Source organism: Pantoea sp. App145 (assembly GCF_047947045.1).
Classification (GTDB): domain Bacteria; phylum Pseudomonadota; class Gammaproteobacteria; order Enterobacterales; family Enterobacteriaceae; genus Pantoea.
Genome location: NZ_CP133290.1, coordinates 504288 through 521908 on the forward strand (window position 1 = coordinate 504288; position 17621 = coordinate 521908).

Sequence of the window (17621 nt, forward strand, 5' to 3'; positions counted from 1 at the left end):
GGCGCATCAGCGCCGCTTGTATCAGGCTTTACTGCGCAACCGGAAGGTGGTGGCGAGGCGGGCAGGGGATTCACCAGCGCTCACTAACGGCTGATTAATGCGCGCGGTTTCCACGCATACCATGGTTTTATAACCGTCATTGGTCATATCGGCCATGCTGCATGACAATTCGGGTCCTGGGTTCCAGGTGACAACGTCACTTTGATAATGATGGTAAACCTCGATAAGCCGGTTGCCACCTTTATCATGGATCACGCTGCAGTCATCTGGTGCGGTAAACACGCGATCAATACGGCCGGGGTAAGTCTGGCGGCCATTTGATTCACCGGACGCGCTGCTGTCCACTTTATCGATAAACGCGTTACCCAGGCCGCTCACCTCGGTCTGGGCGATATCGGCTATCTGGAAATAGCTGTGGAGCGCTGCGGTGGCTGAAAAATCACCGTGTGCTTCCAGTTCGATCTCGCAATGGGATTCGATACGGAAGCGGGCAAACAGGGTGAAATCGTGTGGCCAGAGCTTTTTGGTTTGCGCGTTGCTTTCCAGCGCGAAGGTCAGAATGACGCCTTCTTCATTCTCATCATGGGCTGACAACGTCCAGGGCAGGTTACGGGCAAAGCCGTGTGCTGGTTCACCCGCCGGACCAAACCATGGCCAGCAAATCGGTACGCCGCCGCGAATAGCTTTACCGGCAGCAAACGGTGTTTTGTCACTCAGCCATAACACCGGCTGCTGGCCGCTCGGTTGCCAGGCAAGCAAATGAGCACCCTGCAAAGTAATGGCTGCGCGGACGCGGGGATGGTTGACGACGATGACGGGCAAATCACCAATCTGACGTTGTGACAGATATGGCGTGATCTGTGCCACCACGGGTAGCGAAAAAAGCGACTCTTGCATACAAAGACCTTCTCTTTAGCTAGCCAAAAAAAAGGGCGACCTAAGTCGCCCCTTGTCCATTTCACTGGTTATCTTACTTAGCAGCAACCAGAGCAATCAGGTCGAGAACCTTGTTGGAGTAACCAGTTTCGTTATCGTACCAGGAAACCAGTTTCACAAAGTTGTCATTCAGCGCGATACCGGCTTTAGCATCGAATACTGAAGTCAGCACTTCGCCGTTGAAGTCAGTTGAAACCACGTCGTCTTCAACATAACCCAGCACGTCTTTCATTTCGCCTTCAGCAGCGGCTTTGATGGCTGCACAAATTTCTTTGTACGAGGCTGATTTTTCCAGACGAACGGTCAGGTCAACAACAGAGACGTTCGGGGTCGGAACGCGGAACGCCATACCGGTCAGTTTGCCGTTCAGTTCTGGCAGAACTTTACCTACGGCTTTAGCCGCACCGGTAGAAGACGGGATGATGTTCTGAGAAGCACCACGGCCGCCGCGCCAGTCTTTGTGAGACGGGCCGTCAACGGTTTTCTGGGTAGCGGTGGTCGCGTGAACAGTGGTCATCAGACCTTCAACGATACCGAATTTGTCGTTGATGACTTTTGCCAGCGGAGCCAGGCAGTTGGTGGTGCAGGATGCGTTAGAAACGATGTCCTGGCCAGCATATTTGTCGAAGTTAGCACCGCGAACAAACATCGGGGTGTCATCTTTAGACGGGCCAGTCAGAACCACTTTCTTCGCGCCAGCTGCAATGTGTTTACGTGCAGTTTCGTCGGTCAGGAAGATACCGGTTGCTTCTGCAACCACGTCAACACCCACTTCGTCCCATTTCAGGTTAGCCGGGTCTTTCTCAGCGGTAACACGGATTTTTTTACCGTTAACAATCAGCGCGCCGTCTTTAACTTCTACGGTGCCGTCGAAACGACCATGCGTAGAGTCATACTTCAGCATATAAGCCATGTAATCGGCGTCCAGCAGGTCGTTGATCGCGACGATTTCGATGTCAGAACGCTGCTGCGCAGCACGGAAAACGATGCGACCGATACGGCCAAAACCGTTGATACCTACTTTGATAGTCATATATTCCACCAGCTATTTGTTAGTGAATAAAAGGTTGGCTGTAAAATTACAAAAACCTTACCAGGCGTCAAGCGGAATCGTGTCAATTGTTGCGACAGGTCAATTCCACTGACAGGAATTATTCGTTGCGCAATCGCTTGCGCAACGGCGATTATTCCAGAGCCAGATCTGCCGATCGCCGACTATAAAGGGATGTGTATTGTAAAGGGTGATCGGCATCACAAATTCGTGCTGTGCTCTGCGAGACGAATGCGTTCGCACGAAAAAAGACCCGGATGATGTTATTCGTTTGTTAGAATACTAGTCGATTTTTTCAGAATGACATCCCGGAATCCTAAAATGGCTAAAGACACCGCACCTGCGGAAAAAATCGCGCAGCTGTCCGAAATGCAGCGCTATGTAACCCAGCATCGCGGAACGGAACCTCCTTTTACCGGCGCCCTTTTGCATAATAAGCAGGAGGGCATCTACCACTGCCTGGTGTGTAACGCGCCGCTGTTCCTTTCCGAGAGCAAATATGATTCTGGCTGTGGCTGGCCAAGCTTCTACCAGCCCGTCAGCGACGACGCGATTCGTTACCTCGAAGATGATAGCCACGGCATGCACCGCGTCGAAATCCGCTGCGGAAACTGTGATGCGCATCTGGGGCATGTGTTCCCGGATGGACCACAGCCGACCGGTGAACGCTATTGCGTCAACTCCGCTTCGCTCAGCTTCACTGATGAGCAGGGCAAGCAACAGCAGGGGTAAGCATGAAACAGGAACTGGAAGCGATGCTGGCGGCGATGACGCCAGAAGTTTACCAGCGTCTTGCCACCGCGGTGGAGACGGGGAAGTGGCCGGATGGGGTAGCGCTGACCCCGGAGCAGCGTGAAAACTGCCTGCAGCTGGTGATGTTGTGGCAGGCGCGTCACAACGATGCACCGCAGCATATGACCATTGGCAAAGATGGTGAGATGGTGATGAAGTCGAAGAAAGAGCTGAAAGAAGAGTTCGGCATCGAAACCGATGTGACCCGTATCAACCTGCACTGATTGCTGAAGGGCTGGTGACCACCAGCCCTGATTTTCAGATAATTACCGCACCCTGATTACGCATCTGCTCTATGGCAATGGCGCTATCGTCGGGGTTGAGGTTGACACCGCGGCAGCCTTCTTCCACCACTTCAACCTGATAACCCAGCTCCAGCGCATCCAGTACGCTGTATTTGACGCAGTAATCGGTTGCCAGCCCCAATACCACTAAATGGCTGATATCACGTTCGCGCAGCCAGCTGTCCAGCTCGGTTTTACGGCGGTGGCCGTTGTCGAAAAAGGCGCTATAACTGTCGACATCCACATCCTGTCCTTTATGGAACACCGCATCAATCAGCGAACGATCCAGCTCCGGATGGAAATCGGCCCCTGCAGAACCCTGAATGCCGTGGTCTGGCCACCAAATCTGCGCCAGTCCGTTCAGTTCCCCTAAGGTATACACCGGCTCGCCGGATACAGAGGCAAAGCTGCCATGGTTTTTCGGGTGCCAGTCCTGCAATGCCACCACGCACTCGCCCCTGGCCCGAAATTCACGTGCGTAGCGATTGGCAACAGCAACCGTCAGGTCACCTTCACGCACTGCCATTGGGCCACCGGGGCAAAAATCGTTTTGTATATCGATGATTATCAATGCCCGCTTCATTACATCTCGCTCCGTATCAATCTTCTGTCAGTTCGCCACGTAAATTCTGCTGCATTCTGGCACGAATTTCTCCGCTGGTGAGGTTTTGACTCAGTAAAAAGTGAAGTTTTGTTAATGTTGCTTCAACAGTGAGATCAAAACCGCTGATCACGCCAGCATGCTCTAGCGCGTTACCGGTGGCGTATCCCCCCATATTCACTTTGCCAGACATGCACTGCGTCAGGTTGACCACCACAATGCCACGCTCACTCGCCTGTTGCAGCTCGGCCAGGAACTCCGCGTTTTGCGGCGCATTGCCTACGCCATAGGAGCGCAGAATCAGGGCTTTCACCGGTTGACGCAGGAAATTACGTACCACTTCCGCAGATATTCCCGGGTAAATGGTCACCACACCAATCGGTTGTGGGGTGATCGGATGGACAATCAGTGCACCCTTGCCTGGCGGTGCCGGTGGGGTATTCAGGCGGCGAATATGAATACCCGCTTCCAGTAACGGTGGCAGGTTTGGCGAGGCAAACGCGTTGAAGCCATCAGCGTGCGCTTTGGTGGTGCGGTTACCCCGGAACAAGGTGTTATTAAAGAATAGCGTCACTTCGTTGATCGGATAGTTAGCCGCCACATACAACGAGTTAAGCAGGTTCTGTTGGCCGTCTGAGCGCAATTCTGCCAGTGGGATCTGTGATCCGGTGACGATCACCGGCTTGTCAAGGTTCTCCAGCATAAAGGAGAGTGCCGACGCGGTGAATGCCATGGTATCGGTACCATGCAGAATCACAAAGCCGTCGTACTGGTCGTAATTCTGTTTGATATCATTGGCGATAGCCTGCCAGTCCTCCGGCGTCATGTCGGAGGAATCCATCAGCGGGTGATATTCGTGAATGGTGAAATCTGGCATTTCCGGACGGTGGAACTCAGGCATATTGGCCAGCTGCTGTTGCAGGTGACCTGACACCGGAATGTAGCCCTGGGCGGAACGCTGCATACCAATGGTCCCGCCAGTGTAAGCGACGTAGATATTTTTCTTTTGCATGAATGAACTCAGACTTGCCGTAAAACGCGCAGTATAAGGGGATTACCGGGGAAAAGCAGCCCGGCCAGAGGCCGGACTGTAAAGATTATCTCACACCCGTCATACTTCGCGCTGCAGGTGCGTTGACTGCGCTCATTCGCCCCAGTCACTTACCTGAGTAAGCTCCTGAGGATTCACTCGCTTGCCGCCCTCCTGCACCAAAAGTAGGCCCCTCCAGGGGACGCGAATTATTTAGGGTTTACGTTGCCGCAGTTGAGGCAGAAAGCGTAACGATTTTGTGGATCGTTGAGGTTATCGAACAGGCCAGGCTGTTGCTTCATGGCGCTCATCACATCCAGCATCGGTGCCGGCAGCCACACTTTCAGTGCCTGTGGCATGATAGCGCTAGCCGAAGCACTCATCTGATTCAGCAGCAGATCCAGCATGCCCGGATCATCCTGATACCAGCTCAACTGTGGTGTGGTGATTTTTGCCAGCTCGGCGGCTTTTTTGACGGCATCATCAAAGTCACCCAGGGCATCCACCAGCCCATTGGCTTTGGCATCGCTACCTGTCCAGACATGGCCCTGAGCAATATCATTGATCTGCTCTGGCGTTTTATGGCGTGACGCGGCAACCAAACCAACAAAGTTACGATAGCCGTTTTCAATGGTCAGCTGCATCAACTGCTGCACTTCAGGTGGCAGCGCTTTGGTGGTCGCGACATCTGCCAGCGGTGAAGTGGCAACGCCATCGGTGTGCACGCCAATGGTACTCAGGCTGTTTTCGACGGTATTAATCACACCAAAGATTCCGATGGAACCGGTCAGGGTGCTGGGGTTCGCCACAATATAATCAGCTGGCGTGGAGATCCAGTAACCGCCTGATGCCGCCATGCCACCCATCGATACTACTACCGGTTTACCCGCTGCATGGGCAGCCGCCAGTTCTTCACGGATCGCTTCTGAGGCGGTGACGCTGCCACCAGGGCTGTTCACGCGCAGAATGATCGCCTTAATTTTCGGATCGAGACGCGCATCGCGGATCTGCGCGGCTGTGGTGTCACCACCGACATTCCCGGCGGTCTCTTCACCGTCCATGATCGCACCACTTGCCATTACCACAGCGATATTGCCATCCTGCTGCGTCGGTGGTTGTTTAACGGTGTAATCGTAAATGCTGACGTTGCGATAATCGTTGTTTTGCTTATCCCAGCCAAAAGTCTTGATCATCTCCTGATCGGCAACAGCACGGCTCTCCAGTGCATCCACCAGCTTACTGTTCAACGCATATTTAGCGGTATCGCCCTGCACAGCCTGTAATCCGCTGATGATGCCTGCGGCGCCTGGGAACAGCTGTTCCGGCGTGATCTGGCGGTTTGCCGAGACGGTGTTCAGGTAGTTCTGCCAAAGCTGACCAATCCAGCGGCTATCAGCATCGCGTGCTTCCGGCGACATATCGTCACGCAGGAAAGGTTCCACTGCCGATTTGTAAGTGCCAACGCGGAACACATGTGAATTAACTTTCAGCTTATCCAGCAGCGTTTTGTAGTACAGCCCGTTGGTGGCGAAACCATGTAAATCCACGGTACCTTGCGGTGACAGGTAAATCTTGTTGGCATAGCTGGCGAGATAATATTGCGCCTGGCTGTAGTTATCGCCAATGGCATACACCGGTTTGCCGCTGTCACGGAACTCGCGCAACGCTTTCCCGACATATTGCAGCGAAGGCTGATCGCCACCGCCAAAATCACGCAGGTCGAGCACAATCCCGGTGATGTTTTTGTCACCTTTTGCCTGACGGATGGCATCGACGACATCAAACAGGGAATTTTCCTGCAAGCGGTCGCTGTTGCTGCCGAGCAATTGACGGCCAATACGGCTCAGACGATTGCTGACCGAAGGTTTGTCCACCAGTACACCGGTGAGGTCTACTTTCAGCGCACCTTGTTGCACCGGTTCGCTACTGCTGGAACCGCTCACCTGCAACCAGATCCCAACACCTGCAAGGATCAAAACAATAAGAAATAAATTAAGGATAAATTCCCGGATAAAATTCAGCACCCGCCAGCCCCAGCGGAACAGGCCTGCAATAATTCGCCACAGTGTGCGCATAGACTCTCCATATTCACGTAGCCGAAGACAGCCAGCACGCTGGCAGCCCCGATGTCGCCCTCATCCTAAAGAGCAGCGTGCTAAATGTCAGCAGGAAATCGCGCCAGACTGTTACAAAAGATCGTCGTATGCCAGGATTAGGCAACGCTTTTACACAAGGGAGAAGATAATGGATGCACTTGATTTGTTAGTTAATCGTCGCTCGGCTTCACGTCTGGCCGATCCTGCACCGGCGGGTGAGGTGCTGGAGAACATTCTGCGCGCGGGTATGCGCGCACCGGATCACGGCACATTACAGCCGTGGCGCTTCATTATTGTTGAGAAAGAAGGGCGCGACCGTCTGAGCCAGCTGCTGGAGCAGGCTGCCCGTGCCAGCGCGATGGATGATAAGGCGATAGAGAAAGCCAGTTCGTCACCGTTCCGCGCACCGATGATTATCACCGTGGTGGCGCGATGCGAAGATCACCCGAAGGTGCCGCGCTGGGAACAACTGATTTCCGCTGGTTGTGCGGTGATGGCGATGCAAATGGCCGCCGCCGCGCAGGGCTTCAATGGCATCTGGCGCAGTGGACCCTGGACGGACCATCCTCAGGTACGCGAAGCCTTTGGTTGCCGTGAGCAGGATGCGATTGTCGGCTTCCTTTATCTGGGGACGCCACAGCTGAAATCCAGCACCACCGTACTCCCGCCCGACACGGCGGAATTTGTCAGTTATTTCTGACAGACAAATGGCGGGCTGGTGCGGCAGGCTGAGTGACGTTGCAGGGATTGCACATCGCGTGTGCGATTGATCGAACTGTAACCGCGTAACACTTACCACATGCTGGCAGCCAGGCTAACATAGCGCTATCTGCCAGCGCATAAGGAACCGCCATGAGTGAACCTCTTCGCCTGACCCAGTACAGCCACGGTGCTGGCTGTGGCTGTAAAATATCTCCCCAGGTGCTGGAAACCATCCTGCATAGCGAACTGACCGCCTTCCATGATCCCCATCTGCTGGTGGGGAATGAAACGCGTGATGATGCTGCGGTTTACGATTTAGGTAACGGCAGCGCGGTGGTCAGTACCACCGACTTTTTTATGCCGATCGTTGACGATCCCCACACCTTTGGCCGTATTGCCGCGACCAACGCCATCAGTGACATCTACGCCATGGGCGGTAAACCCATTATGGCTATCGCGATTCTGGGCTGGCCGGTCAATGTGCTTAGCCCGGAAGTGGCGCAGCAGGTGGTGGAGGGCGGTCGCGCGGCGTGTCAGGCGGCGGGTATTGCGCTGGCGGGCGGCCATTCCATTGACGCCCCCGAACCGATTTTCGGCCTTGCTGTGACCGGTATCGTTGATGTGGCGCGCGTGAAGAAAAACAGCGCGGCGCAGGCCGGGTGTCAACTGTTCCTGACCAAGCCGCTCGGCATTGGCATTCTGACTACGGCAGAAAAGAAAGGATTGCTGCGTCCTGAGCATCAGACGCTGGCGGCGGAAGTGATGTGCCAGCTGAATAAAGCCGGTGCAGAGTTTGCGCAACTGGCGGGGGTCACCGCCATGACCGATGTCACCGGATTTGGCTTGCTGGGCCATCTGAGTGAAATCTGTCAGGGATCGGGCTTGCGTGCTGAGGTGATTGTCGCGCAGGTGCCGCGTCTGTCCGGGGTCGATGCCTATATCGCTGCCGGTGCTGTCCCCGGTGGGACGGGCCGCAACTTTGCCAGCTATGGCCGACATGTGTCGCCGATGGATGATGCGACGCGCGCGTTGTTATGTGATCCGCAAACGTCTGGCGGCCTGCTGGTGGCGGTACAACCCTCGGCCATCGAGGAGTTTCAACGTTGTGCCATGCTGGCGGGTGTCACTGCAACCGCCATTGGCGAGCTTTTTGTGGCAGAACCCCATCTGCCGCTGATTACCGTAGTTAACTGACGTTTAAGGAACGACGCCATTCATGCGTTTGTTTATTGCAGAAAAACCCAGTCTGGGACGCGCCATCGCTGACGTGTTGCCAAAACCGCACCGACGCGGCGATGGGTATATTGCCTGCGGCAATGACCAGGTGGTGACCTGGTGTGTCGGGCATTTGCTGGAGCAGGCTCAGCCAGACAGCTATGACAGTCGATACGCCCGCTGGAACCTTGCCGATCTGCCGATCATCCCCGAAAAGTGGCGGCTCCAGCCACGGCCATCGGTGGCAAAACAGCTGAAGGTTATTGAAGGATTGCTGGCGCAGGCCACCGAGGTGGTGCACGCGGGTGACCCGGACCGTGAAGGTCAGTTGCTGGTGGATGAGGTGATCGATTATCTCCAGCTGCCGCCGGAAAAACGTCAAAAGGTGCAGCGTTGTTTAATTAACGATCTCAATCCGCAGGCGGTGGAGCGTGCGGTAGGTCGTTTACGTGAAAACCGTGAGTTTATTCCGCTGTGTGTCTCGGCGCTGGCGCGTGCGCGTGCGGATTGGTTGTATGGCATCAATATGACCCGTGCCTGGACGCTGCTGGGACGCAACGCTGGCTACGACGGCGTACTCTCGGTTGGCCGGGTGCAAACCCCGGTGCTTGGCCTGGTGGTCCGCCGCGATGAAGAAATCAAAAACTTTATTCCAAAGGACTATTTCGAAGTCAAAGCGCACATTGTGACGCCAAAAGACGAACGCTTTGTCGCCAGCTGGGTGCCAAGTGACGCCTGTGAACCCTGGCAGGATGAAGAAGGTCGCTTACTAAACCGTTCGCTGGCGGATCATGTGCTGGAACGCATCAACGGCAAGCCCGCGCTGGTCACCGGGTATAATGATAAACGGGAATCAGAAATCGCTCCGTTGCCGTTCTCACTGTCGAGTCTGCAAATCGAAGCGGCAAGGCGCTTTGGCCTGAGTGCGCAAAATGTACTGGATTGCTGCCAGCGCCTGTATGAAACCCACAAACTGATTACCTATCCGCGCTCGGATTGTCGTTATCTGCCCGAAGAGCATTTTGCGGGTCGGCATGCGGTACTGAACGCCATCCAGGCACACCAGCCGGATATGACGCCGCCGGCGGATTTCAATGTCGATCAGCGCAATCGTTGCTGGGACGATAAAAAAGTGGATGCGCACCACGCCATCATTCCAACCGCGCGCTCCAGCAAGGTTAACCTGAGCGAAAACGAAGCCAATATTTATGGGCTGATCGCACGCCAGTATCTGATGCAGTTCTGCCCTGATGCGGTGTTCCGCAAGTGCGTGATCGATCTCGACATTGCCGGTGGCAAATTTGTCGCGAAAGCCCGGTTTCTGGCTGAAGCGGGCTGGCGGGCATTACTGGGCAGTAAAGAGCGAGATGAAGAGAACGATGGCACCCCGTTGCCGGTGGTCAGCAAAGGGGATGAGCTGTTATGCGAACGCGGGGAGGTACTGGCGAAACAGACTCAGCCTCCGCGTCCCTTTACCGATGCGACTTTACTCTCCGCGATGACCGGTATCGCGCGTTTTGTTCAGGATAAAGATCTAAAGAAAGTGCTGCGAGCGACCGATGGTTTAGGAACGGAAGCGACGCGCGCCGGAATTATTGAATTATTGTTCCGGCGAACATTCCTGGTGAAGAAGGGCCGTTATATTCACTCCACAGAAGCGGGCAGAGCATTGATTCACGCGCTACCCGAAATGGCGGCACGACCTGATATGACGGCGCACTGGGAATCGACGCTTACCCGTATCAGTGAAAAAGCCTGTCGTTACGATGAGTTTATGCAGCCGCTGGTCAGCACCTTAATCGGTTTGATTGGTCAGGCGCGTCAGCAGCCGTCGTTGCAGGCATTTCGTGGCATTGCCGCGAGCGGCACAGCGAGTGAGAAAAAACGATCACGCAAACCCGCCCGGCGCAAAATGAAGGAGACCGAGTGATGCGTTATTTGATGGTGCTGCTGAGTGGTGTACTGCTGTTTAGCAGCGCTGCGCAGGCCAATCGCACCCCGGAGGTGGGACGCACCGGCAATACCGATGTGGTGGTTGATCTGCCACCTGAAGTCTGGACGCAGGGACAAAATAACCAGCAAAGCAATTGCCTGCAGTGCTGCACCTATGAGAATCGCAGTTATTCTGAAGGGGCGGTGGTCAAAGCGGAAGGCGTGCTGCTGCAATGCTCACGCGATGAGAAAGTGATGGGTACCAATCCGTTAATCTGGAAGATCATCAAATAATCCGGGTGGCCTGTTGCAGGCCACCCGGCATCATCAAAAACCGAACGTTGACCACACAGGGGCGTGATCGGACGGTTTTTCCATACTGCGGATGTCATAGTCGATACCGCTTGCGATGCAGCGTGAGGCCAGCGGCTGGCTGGCAAGCAGCAGATCAATACGCAGGCCACGGTTATCATCAAAACCTTTGGAGCGGTAATCAAACCACGAGAAACGGTCTGCTGTTTCCGGGTATTTAGCACGCCAGGTATCCACCAGTCCCCAGTTCATCAGGCGATCCATCCACTCACGCTCCTCCGGCAGGAACGAGCATTTGCCGGTACGCAGCCAGCGCTTGCGGTTCTCTTCCCCGATGCCAATATCGAGATCGGTGCTGCTGATATTCATATCACCCATAATCAGCACCGGCTTATCGGCGGCCAGCTGATTTTGCAGGTAGTTTTGCAGATCCTGATAAAACTTCTCTTTCGCCGGGAACTTGATCGGATGGTCACGGCTTTCTCCCTGCGGGAAATAGCCATTGATAACCGTGATATCACCAATCGGGCTGGGAATTTCTGCCATGATCAGACGGCGCTGGGCATCTTCACCCTCATCCGGGAAACCACGATGGACCACCACCGGTTGTGCTTTTGTCAACAGAGCGACGCCGTAGTGGCCTTTTTGTCCATGATAAAACACGTTGTAACCGAGCTTGCTCACTTCCTCGAGTGGGAACATATCGTCATGGACCTTGGTTTCCTGCAGGCCAATCACGTCTGGCTGATGTTGCTCAACCAGCGCTTCGAGTTGATGAGGACGCGCCCGCAAGCCATTGATGTTAAATGAGACAAATTTCATGAGGCAGCCATTTTATCCGTGATAAGTATGGCGGGATGGTAGCGAGTTTTGTCATAAATGTCATGGGCAGAATCGACAGAAAAGGTAAGGCGTGGGGTTTACTTGCCGCCCGCGTGCTGCCGGGCGGCAGGTGGTAAATCAGTCCTTTCTGGCCTGGGCCAGTGCCGTTGCTAACTCCTGTCTGGTCATCCGCACGCAGTAGGAGGGCATTCCGCGCTCGAAACGCCAACCTTCAGCCAGTGGACCGGCATCGACGGTATCAAAGCCAAAAGCTTCGTAAAGCGCGGCAGCGACAGCTTTGCCCTCTTTATCGTCGCCTGCCAGCGGCAGTGCGCGGCGTCCGGCTGTTGCCGCCGGTAATCCATCACTCTCCAGCTGGGTCATGGGGATAGCGTTAAAGGCTTTAGTAATCTGGCTGTTGGGTAAGTAACTTGCCAGCAGTTCACTGGTGGTGGTCTGTCGCGTTGTCAGTACATCAATGTCACCGTCACGCTCAGGATAGTAGTTAACGGCATCAAGCAAGTGTTTGCCGCTGAGTTCCGCCACGGGTAGCGCACCGATAGCGGTGAGCGGTACGGCTATCAGGACGATATCGCCAAATCTGGCGGCTTCGCTTGCCGTACCTATTTCACAACCGATCATCGGACGCAGACTGAACAACGTCTGAGGACTACGTGAATTGCTGAGCATGACCTGATGTCCGGCCTGAATTGCCAGTTTAGCGACCGCACGGCCCACGAATCCGGCACCAATAATTCCAATTTTCATTATTCCTCCACAGGGGCTTGACCTGTGGTCTACTATGATTCTCTCATAAAAGAAGATAAATCGGTCTATTGTTGTTTTAAAAACAACTAGAAGGGGTTAATCATGGACAGGCTGACGGGAATGAAAGTATTCGTTAAAGCCGCAGAACTGGGCTCTTTTGCAGCGGTGGCTGATGCGCTGGAAATGTCACCACAGATGGTGGCGAAACACATCGCCGCGCTTGAATTACGCTTAGGTACGGCGCTTATCAACCGCACTACACGCCGTCAGCATTTGACCGATATCGGGCGCAGCTATTACGAACGCTGTCGGGTGGTATTGTCGGAAGTGGAGGAGGCGGATGCCGTAGTGCTGAATATGCAGGCGACGCCTTCCGGCATCATTCGGGTGAATGCCCCGGTGACGTTTGGCTCTTACGCACTTGCTCCTTTTATCACCCGCTATCTGGCGACCTGGCCAGAGGTGCAGGTTGAACTGACGTTGAGTGACCGAGTCATCAATCCTGGCGAAGAAGAGGCCGAGGTGATTATCCGCATTGGCGAACTGGCCGACAGCTCGATGGTGGCATGGCCGCTGTCACCTTACCGGCTGATTGCCTGTGCTGCTCCCTCCTATATTCAACAGTATGGCTTACCGCTGACACCATCAGATTTGCAGCACCATGCTTGTCTGGTGTATGGACTGTGGTCGGCCGCTATGCCCTGTCGCTGGATGTTCCGCAAAGAGGGGAAAACGGAAGAAGTGAGACCTGAAGGGCGGTTAAGATCCAATGACTGGAAGGCGCTGATGCATGCGGCGCTGGAAGGCTATGGCGTCACGCTGGGACCAGAAGATGTGCTGAAAGAGGAAATCAATAAAGGACATCTGGTCAGGGTGTTGCCGGATTACGAGGGTCCGTCACGCCCAATGCATGTTCTGGTTCCCTCGGCACGTAAACAAACGGCAAAAATACGCTGTTTTGTCGAGGCACTCAGAAATGAGTTTGCAAATAACTGAGGGGGAATTTCTGGATGGTGGTGGGAGAAGGATTATTCGGCGCGTTGCGCCTCACCCTTCGGGCCGCGCTAAAGCGCGTTGTCTCGCGTGGCTCGACCCGAACCTTCGGTCGAAGCTTCTCATCCTTCTCCATCAGCAATATGGATGTTCTGGCGTGGAATCAACAGAGGAGAAATCTGGATGGTGGTGGGAGAAGGATTCGAACCTTCGAAGTCTGTGACGGCAGATTTACAGTCTGCTCCCTTTGGCCGCTCGGGAATCCCACCAGGGATGATACATATTGTGGCTACAGGTCGCGGCGATTCAGATGGTGGTGGGAGAAGGATTCGAACCTTCGAAGTCTGTGACGGCAGATTTACAGTCTGCTCCCTTTGGCCGCTCGGGAATCCCACCACTGGCCTGAATCATTACGCCTGAAAGCGGGGCGCATAATACCAAATGCGCTCAGTCTGTAAAGCGCCCACGCTAAATTTATGAATCGATTGCCCACTTTTTGCCCGTGACGCTGAAGCCTTGCACAGTTCAGCGTCTGGGTGATTAAAGAATGATCGTACGATTGCCGTAAACAAACACACGCTGGCCCAGCACTTTGTACAGTGCACGGCTCAGTACATTCTTCTCAACGTCACGACCCGCGCGCATCATTTCTTCTGCGGTGTAGCTGTGATCCACGTTGATGACATCCTGCATAATGATCGGACCTTCATCGAGGTTGTCATTTACATAATGCGCGGTGGCACCAATGATTTTCACGCCACGCTCGTAGGCCTGATGATAAGGACGCGCGCCAATAAAGGCGGGCAGGAAGGAGTGGTGAATATTGATGATCTGGTTCGGGTAGCGCTGCACAAACGCCGGAGTTAGTACGCGCATATATTTAGCCAGCACCACGTAATCCGGCTGATAACGATCAATCTCTTCGACCATGCGGTTATCGTGCTCTTCACGCGTCAATCCTTCATGGCTGACCAGCGCAAATGGAATATCGAAGCGTTCGACCAGCGAGCGCAACGTTTCGTGATTGCCGATAACCGCAGCAATTTCCATATCAAGACCACCAAACGCACTTTTCATCAGCAGGTCGCCAAGGCAATGCGCTTCTTTGGTCACCAGAATCACCACACGACGGCGTCCGGCACTGTTCAGCTCACGGACCGATCCAACCGGTAAGGCACTGTCGAGATCCGCGAGCAGGGTGTTGTCGTTGAAAATGCCTTCCAGCTCTGTGCGCATAAAAAAGCGCCCGGTACGGTGATCGACAAATTCGTTGTTCTGCACGATGTTGAGTTCGTGCTTGTAACAAATATTGGTGATTTTGGCGATCAGACCTTTCGCATCGGGGCAAATGGTACGTAATACTTTTCGTTGCATGGTTTGCGCTTGCATCTCGATCAGAGTCCTGTCAAAGCGATGAATGGTAAAGCCGTTGGGTGAATGTCCAAATCAGCCACAACATTTTTTGTATTTTTTATCGGAGCCACAAGGACAGCGATCGTTACGCCCCAGTTCAGGCGTTGTTCCGTCAACATAGTACCAGCGTTGATCCTCACGAAGAAAGCGTGAACATTCATAGATGGCCGAAGTGCGTCCTTTTTCGATGAATCGCGCAAAAAAAGTCACGAATGCTTCGTTCTCATGGCTTCCCTGATTACAACGGGTTACATTCAGGCCCAGCCATTCGGTGCCGGAAAAACTTTCAGATAATAACGTCTCAAGTTCGGCCACCCGCTGGCTGGGGTGCCAGGTGGCGACCAGCCAGGCAGCGTTTTTCTCCACGTAAGCGCAGTAGCGTGAGCGCATCAGTTGCTCAGCACTGGCGGGGGAACTCTGCCCGGTCAGAAAGGGTTGGCAACATAGGCTATACTGCTTTCCGCTGCAGCAGGGGCACTTTTCGTACACGTCATCTCCAGAGGGTGATTAAAGTTAAAGATTGCGCGCGCTATGGTAGCCGAGTGTCAGGCGCGATGCTACGTACCAGGCAAAACCCGAGGTAAGATGAGAAAGGTGAGGATCGGGCTGGCCCTGGGTTCAGGTGCCGCCAAAGGCTGGTCACATATTGGCGTGATTAACGCGCTGGAGCGGGCCGGTATCGAGGTCGATGTAGTCGCCGGATGTTCCGTGGGTGCGCTGGTCGGTTCAGCTTACGTTAATGGCCGTCTGGGTATGATGGAACGCTGGGTGAGCGCCTTTCGTTACTGGGATGTGATCCGGTTGATGGACCTGTCATGGCAGCGCGGTGGCCTGTTGCGGGGAGATCGGGTGTTCAGTCACGTCCGGCAACTGATCCCGAATGATTTTATTGAGCAGTGTGACAAACCTTTTGGCGTGGTCGCCACCAATCTTAGTACCGGCCGTGAGTTGTGGTTAACCGAGGGTGACCTGCATCAGGCGGTACGTGCTTCCTGTAGTATGCCAGGCTTATTACCACCCGTTGGCTACAATGGTTACTGGCTGGTGGATGGTGCGGTGGTCAATCCGGTGCCGATTTCGCTCACCCGGGCGCTGGGCGCGGATATCGTTATTGCGGTTGATTTGCAGCATGACGCGCACCTGATGCAACAAGATTTGCTGTCGGTTACGCCGCAAAGTGGTGAAGAACAAGCGGCGGCAGAAGCACTTAGCTGGGGCAAAAAACTGCGCCAGCGGTTGCTGGGATTAGCCCAGCGCCGCGCTAATCAAACACCTGGTGCGATGGAAATTATGTCTACCTCCATCCAGGTACTGGAAAATCGCCTGAAGCGTAACCGTATGGCAGGCGATCCGCCGGATGTGCTGATTCAGCCATTCTGTCCACAAATTTCTACGCTGGACTTTCACCGTGCTGAAGAAGCCATTGCGGCAGGCAAGGCCGCCGTTGAGAAGAAAATGGATGAACTATTGCCACTGGTTCGTAGCAGATAGTCAGGTTGTTCATTCACAGATGTTGTTACTTCAGTTAATTCTGAAAGGCGCAACTGCGTTTTATGAACCACTATTGAAATATCTGGTACGCAGGGGGAGAGAATGGAAAAACCACTAATCGGCAAAAAGATACTCATTGTCGAAGATGAGGTCGTTTTCCGTTCGATGCTGGATAACTTATTAGTCAGTCTCGGCGCTCAGACGATGCAGGCGGGCGATGGCCTCGATGGCCTGACGTTACTCACCGCACAACCGGTTGATCTGGTGATTTGCGATTTGGAAATGCCGCGCATGGGAGGCATTCAGTTTGTCGAGCGAATTCGCAGTCGCGGCAACAGCGTGCCAATTCTGATCATCTCAGCAACACAAAATATGGCCGATATTGCCCATGTCTTACGCCTTGGTGTGCAGGATGTGCTGCTCAAGCCTTTGAAGAACCTCGAACGCTTTCGTGAAGCGGTGTATGAGTGCCTTTATCCTTCCATGTTTACCTCCAAGGTTGAGGAAGATGAACAGCTCTTCCAGGATTGGGATGCGTTGGTGCGTGATCCGCTGGCGGCTTCCAAGCTTCTGAAGCAACTGCAACCCCCGGTGCAGCAAACTATTGCTAACTGCCGGATTAATTATCGCCAGCTCACCATGGCAGAACAGCCGGGATTGGTACTGGATATTGCCGCGTTATCCGATAAAGACCTGGCGTTTTATTGTCTTGATGTAACCCGTGCCGGGGATAATGGGGTGTTGGCCGCATTGTTGTTGCGCGCGTTGTTTAACGGCTTGCTGCAGGAGCAACTTTCCGGGCAGAAACAGCGCCTGCCGGAGTTAAATGGCTTGCTGCGTCAGGTGAATATGTTGTTGCGTCAGGCAAACCTGAATGGGCAATTTCCATTGCTGGTCGGTTATTATCATCGGCAACTTAAAAATCTTATTTTGGTGTCGGCAGGTCTTAACGCCACACTGCACATTAACACCCATCAAATTCAACTCAGTAATGGGGTTCCGCTTGGCACTATGGGCAGTACCCATCTCAATCAAATTAGTCAGCGTGCAGAGTCCTGGCAATGCCACGTCTGGGGCTCTGGTGGCAGGCTGCGTCTGATGTTATCGGCTGAAGAATAAGCGATTAGATTTATATTTTCTGCGGGCTGGAGACAGGGCCAGGGGTAAGCTTTACACTTGGGTA

18 protein-coding genes, 2 tRNA genes and 1 other RNA gene are annotated in these 17621 nt (G+C 54.1%); 9 read left to right on the plus strand and 12 right to left on the minus strand.

All coding sequences use genetic code 11. The features are described 5' to 3' along the window. Window positions 1-21: 21 nt before the first annotated feature. Window positions 22-897 (minus strand): D-hexose-6-phosphate mutarotase, encoded by an 876-nt coding sequence (locus tag RCF31_RS02250; RefSeq protein WP_416412376.1) that lies wholly within the window; start codon window positions 895-897, stop codon window positions 22-24. A gap of 73 nt (window positions 898-970) precedes the next feature. Further along, window positions 971-1969, minus strand: coding sequence for a glyceraldehyde-3-phosphate dehydrogenase (gene gapA, locus RCF31_RS02255; RefSeq protein ID WP_084875228.1), 999 nt, complete (start codon window positions 1967-1969; stop codon window positions 971-973). A gap of 339 nt (window positions 1970-2308) precedes the next feature. Between gapA and msrB the strand changes: the two genes are divergently transcribed. Both msrB and RCF31_RS02265 read left to right on the plus strand, forming a co-directional pair. After that, complete coding sequence (msrB, locus tag RCF31_RS02260) at window positions 2309-2719, plus strand: peptide-methionine (R)-S-oxide reductase MsrB (protein WP_299451234.1); 411 nt, start codon at window positions 2309-2311, stop codon at window positions 2717-2719. 2 nt (window positions 2720-2721) lie between these two features. Continuing rightward, window positions 2722-3003 carry a YeaC family protein gene (locus tag RCF31_RS02265; RefSeq protein WP_084875222.1) on the plus strand — a complete coding sequence of 94 codons (282 nt, stop codon included), beginning with the start codon at window positions 2722-2724 and terminating at the stop codon, window positions 3001-3003. A 34-nt stretch (window positions 3004-3037) separates the two neighbouring features. Here the strand turns inward: RCF31_RS02265 and pncA are convergent, their stop codons facing one another. The 3 genes from pncA to sppA all read right to left on the minus strand — a co-directional run bounded on the left by pncA (window position 3038) and on the right by sppA (window position 6769). Beyond that, entirely contained in the window at window positions 3038-3646 is a 609-nt protein-coding gene (pncA, locus tag RCF31_RS02270; protein WP_084875219.1) for a bifunctional nicotinamidase/pyrazinamidase, read from the minus strand. Between the two features lie 16 nt (window positions 3647-3662). Continuing rightward, window positions 3663-4676: an asparaginase gene (gene ansA, locus RCF31_RS02275; protein WP_416412377.1), complete on the minus strand. Its 1014-nt coding sequence runs from the start codon at window positions 4674-4676 to the stop codon at window positions 3663-3665. Window positions 4677-4903: 227 nt separating this feature from the next. Next, on the minus strand, window positions 4904-6769 hold the full coding sequence (gene sppA, locus RCF31_RS02280) for a signal peptide peptidase SppA (protein WP_416412378.1): 1866 nt from the start codon (window positions 6767-6769) through the stop codon (window positions 4904-4906). A 169-nt stretch (window positions 6770-6938) separates the two neighbouring features. Here sppA and RCF31_RS02285 point away from each other — a divergent pair, with 169 nt between their 5' ends. From RCF31_RS02285 to RCF31_RS02300, 4 genes are all read left to right on the plus strand, one after another. Further along, on the plus strand, window positions 6939-7490 hold the full coding sequence (locus RCF31_RS02285) for an NAD(P)H nitroreductase (RefSeq protein ID WP_299451227.1): 552 nt from the start codon (window positions 6939-6941) through the stop codon (window positions 7488-7490). A gap of 152 nt (window positions 7491-7642) precedes the next feature. Continuing rightward, on the plus strand, window positions 7643-8686 hold the full coding sequence (gene selD, locus RCF31_RS02290) for a selenide, water dikinase SelD (RefSeq protein WP_416412379.1): 1044 nt from the start codon (window positions 7643-7645) through the stop codon (window positions 8684-8686). A gap of 22 nt (window positions 8687-8708) precedes the next feature. Then, window positions 8709-10637, plus strand: coding sequence for a DNA topoisomerase III (locus RCF31_RS02295; RefSeq protein ID WP_416412380.1), 1929 nt, complete (start codon window positions 8709-8711; stop codon window positions 10635-10637). Continuing rightward, the gene (locus tag RCF31_RS02300; protein ID WP_332665967.1) at window positions 10637-10933 is read left to right on the plus strand and encodes a YnjH family protein; all 297 of its coding nucleotides are present in this window, start codon (window positions 10637-10639) and stop codon (window positions 10931-10933) included. The genes RCF31_RS02295 and RCF31_RS02300 overlap by 1 nt, the downstream gene beginning before the upstream one ends. A gap of 33 nt (window positions 10934-10966) precedes the next feature. Here the strand turns inward: RCF31_RS02300 and xthA are convergent, their stop codons facing one another. Both xthA and RCF31_RS02310 read right to left on the minus strand, forming a co-directional pair. Next, a complete protein-coding gene (gene xthA / locus RCF31_RS02305; RefSeq protein WP_416412381.1) occupies window positions 10967-11773 on the minus strand; it encodes an exodeoxyribonuclease III in 807 nt (268 codons plus the stop codon). 138 nt (window positions 11774-11911) lie between these two features. After that, a complete protein-coding gene (locus tag RCF31_RS02310; RefSeq protein ID WP_416412382.1) occupies window positions 11912-12541 on the minus strand; it encodes an NADPH-dependent F420 reductase in 630 nt (209 codons plus the stop codon). 102 nt (window positions 12542-12643) lie between these two features. Here RCF31_RS02310 and RCF31_RS02315 point away from each other — a divergent pair, with 102 nt between their 5' ends. Further along, the gene (locus RCF31_RS02315) at window positions 12644-13537 is read left to right on the plus strand and encodes a LysR family transcriptional regulator (RefSeq protein WP_416412383.1); all 894 of its coding nucleotides are present in this window, start codon (window positions 12644-12646) and stop codon (window positions 13535-13537) included. A 15-nt stretch (window positions 13538-13552) separates the two neighbouring features. Here the strand turns inward: RCF31_RS02315 and RCF31_RS02320 are convergent. The 5 genes from RCF31_RS02320 to RCF31_RS02340 form a co-directional block, all read right to left on the minus strand. Further along, window positions 13553-13681, minus strand: a non-coding RNA gene (locus RCF31_RS02320) — RtT sRNA. 37 nt (window positions 13682-13718) lie between these two features. Continuing rightward, window positions 13719-13803 (minus strand) — tRNA-Tyr (locus RCF31_RS02325). Window positions 13804-13845: 42 nt separating this feature from the next. After that, window positions 13846-13930: transfer RNA gene (locus RCF31_RS02330), tRNA-Tyr, on the minus strand. 144 nt (window positions 13931-14074) lie between these two features. Beyond that, entirely contained in the window at window positions 14075-14923 is an 849-nt protein-coding gene (gene purU / locus RCF31_RS02335; protein ID WP_084875197.1) for a formyltetrahydrofolate deformylase, read from the minus strand. Window positions 14924-14980: 57 nt separating this feature from the next. After that, on the minus strand, window positions 14981-15436 hold the full coding sequence (locus tag RCF31_RS02340) for a YchJ family protein (RefSeq protein ID WP_299451215.1): 456 nt from the start codon (window positions 15434-15436) through the stop codon (window positions 14981-14983). A gap of 96 nt (window positions 15437-15532) precedes the next feature. Here RCF31_RS02340 and rssA point away from each other — a divergent pair, with 96 nt between their 5' ends. Both rssA and rssB read left to right on the plus strand, forming a co-directional pair. After that, on the plus strand, window positions 15533-16438 hold the full coding sequence (rssA, locus tag RCF31_RS02345) for a patatin-like phospholipase RssA (RefSeq protein ID WP_084875193.1): 906 nt from the start codon (window positions 15533-15535) through the stop codon (window positions 16436-16438). 102 nt (window positions 16439-16540) lie between these two features. Further along, window positions 16541-17557 carry a two-component system response regulator RssB gene (gene rssB, locus RCF31_RS02350; RefSeq protein ID WP_084875190.1) on the plus strand — a complete coding sequence of 339 codons (1017 nt, stop codon included), beginning with the start codon at window positions 16541-16543 and terminating at the stop codon, window positions 17555-17557. Window positions 17558-17621: the final 64 nt, after the last annotated feature.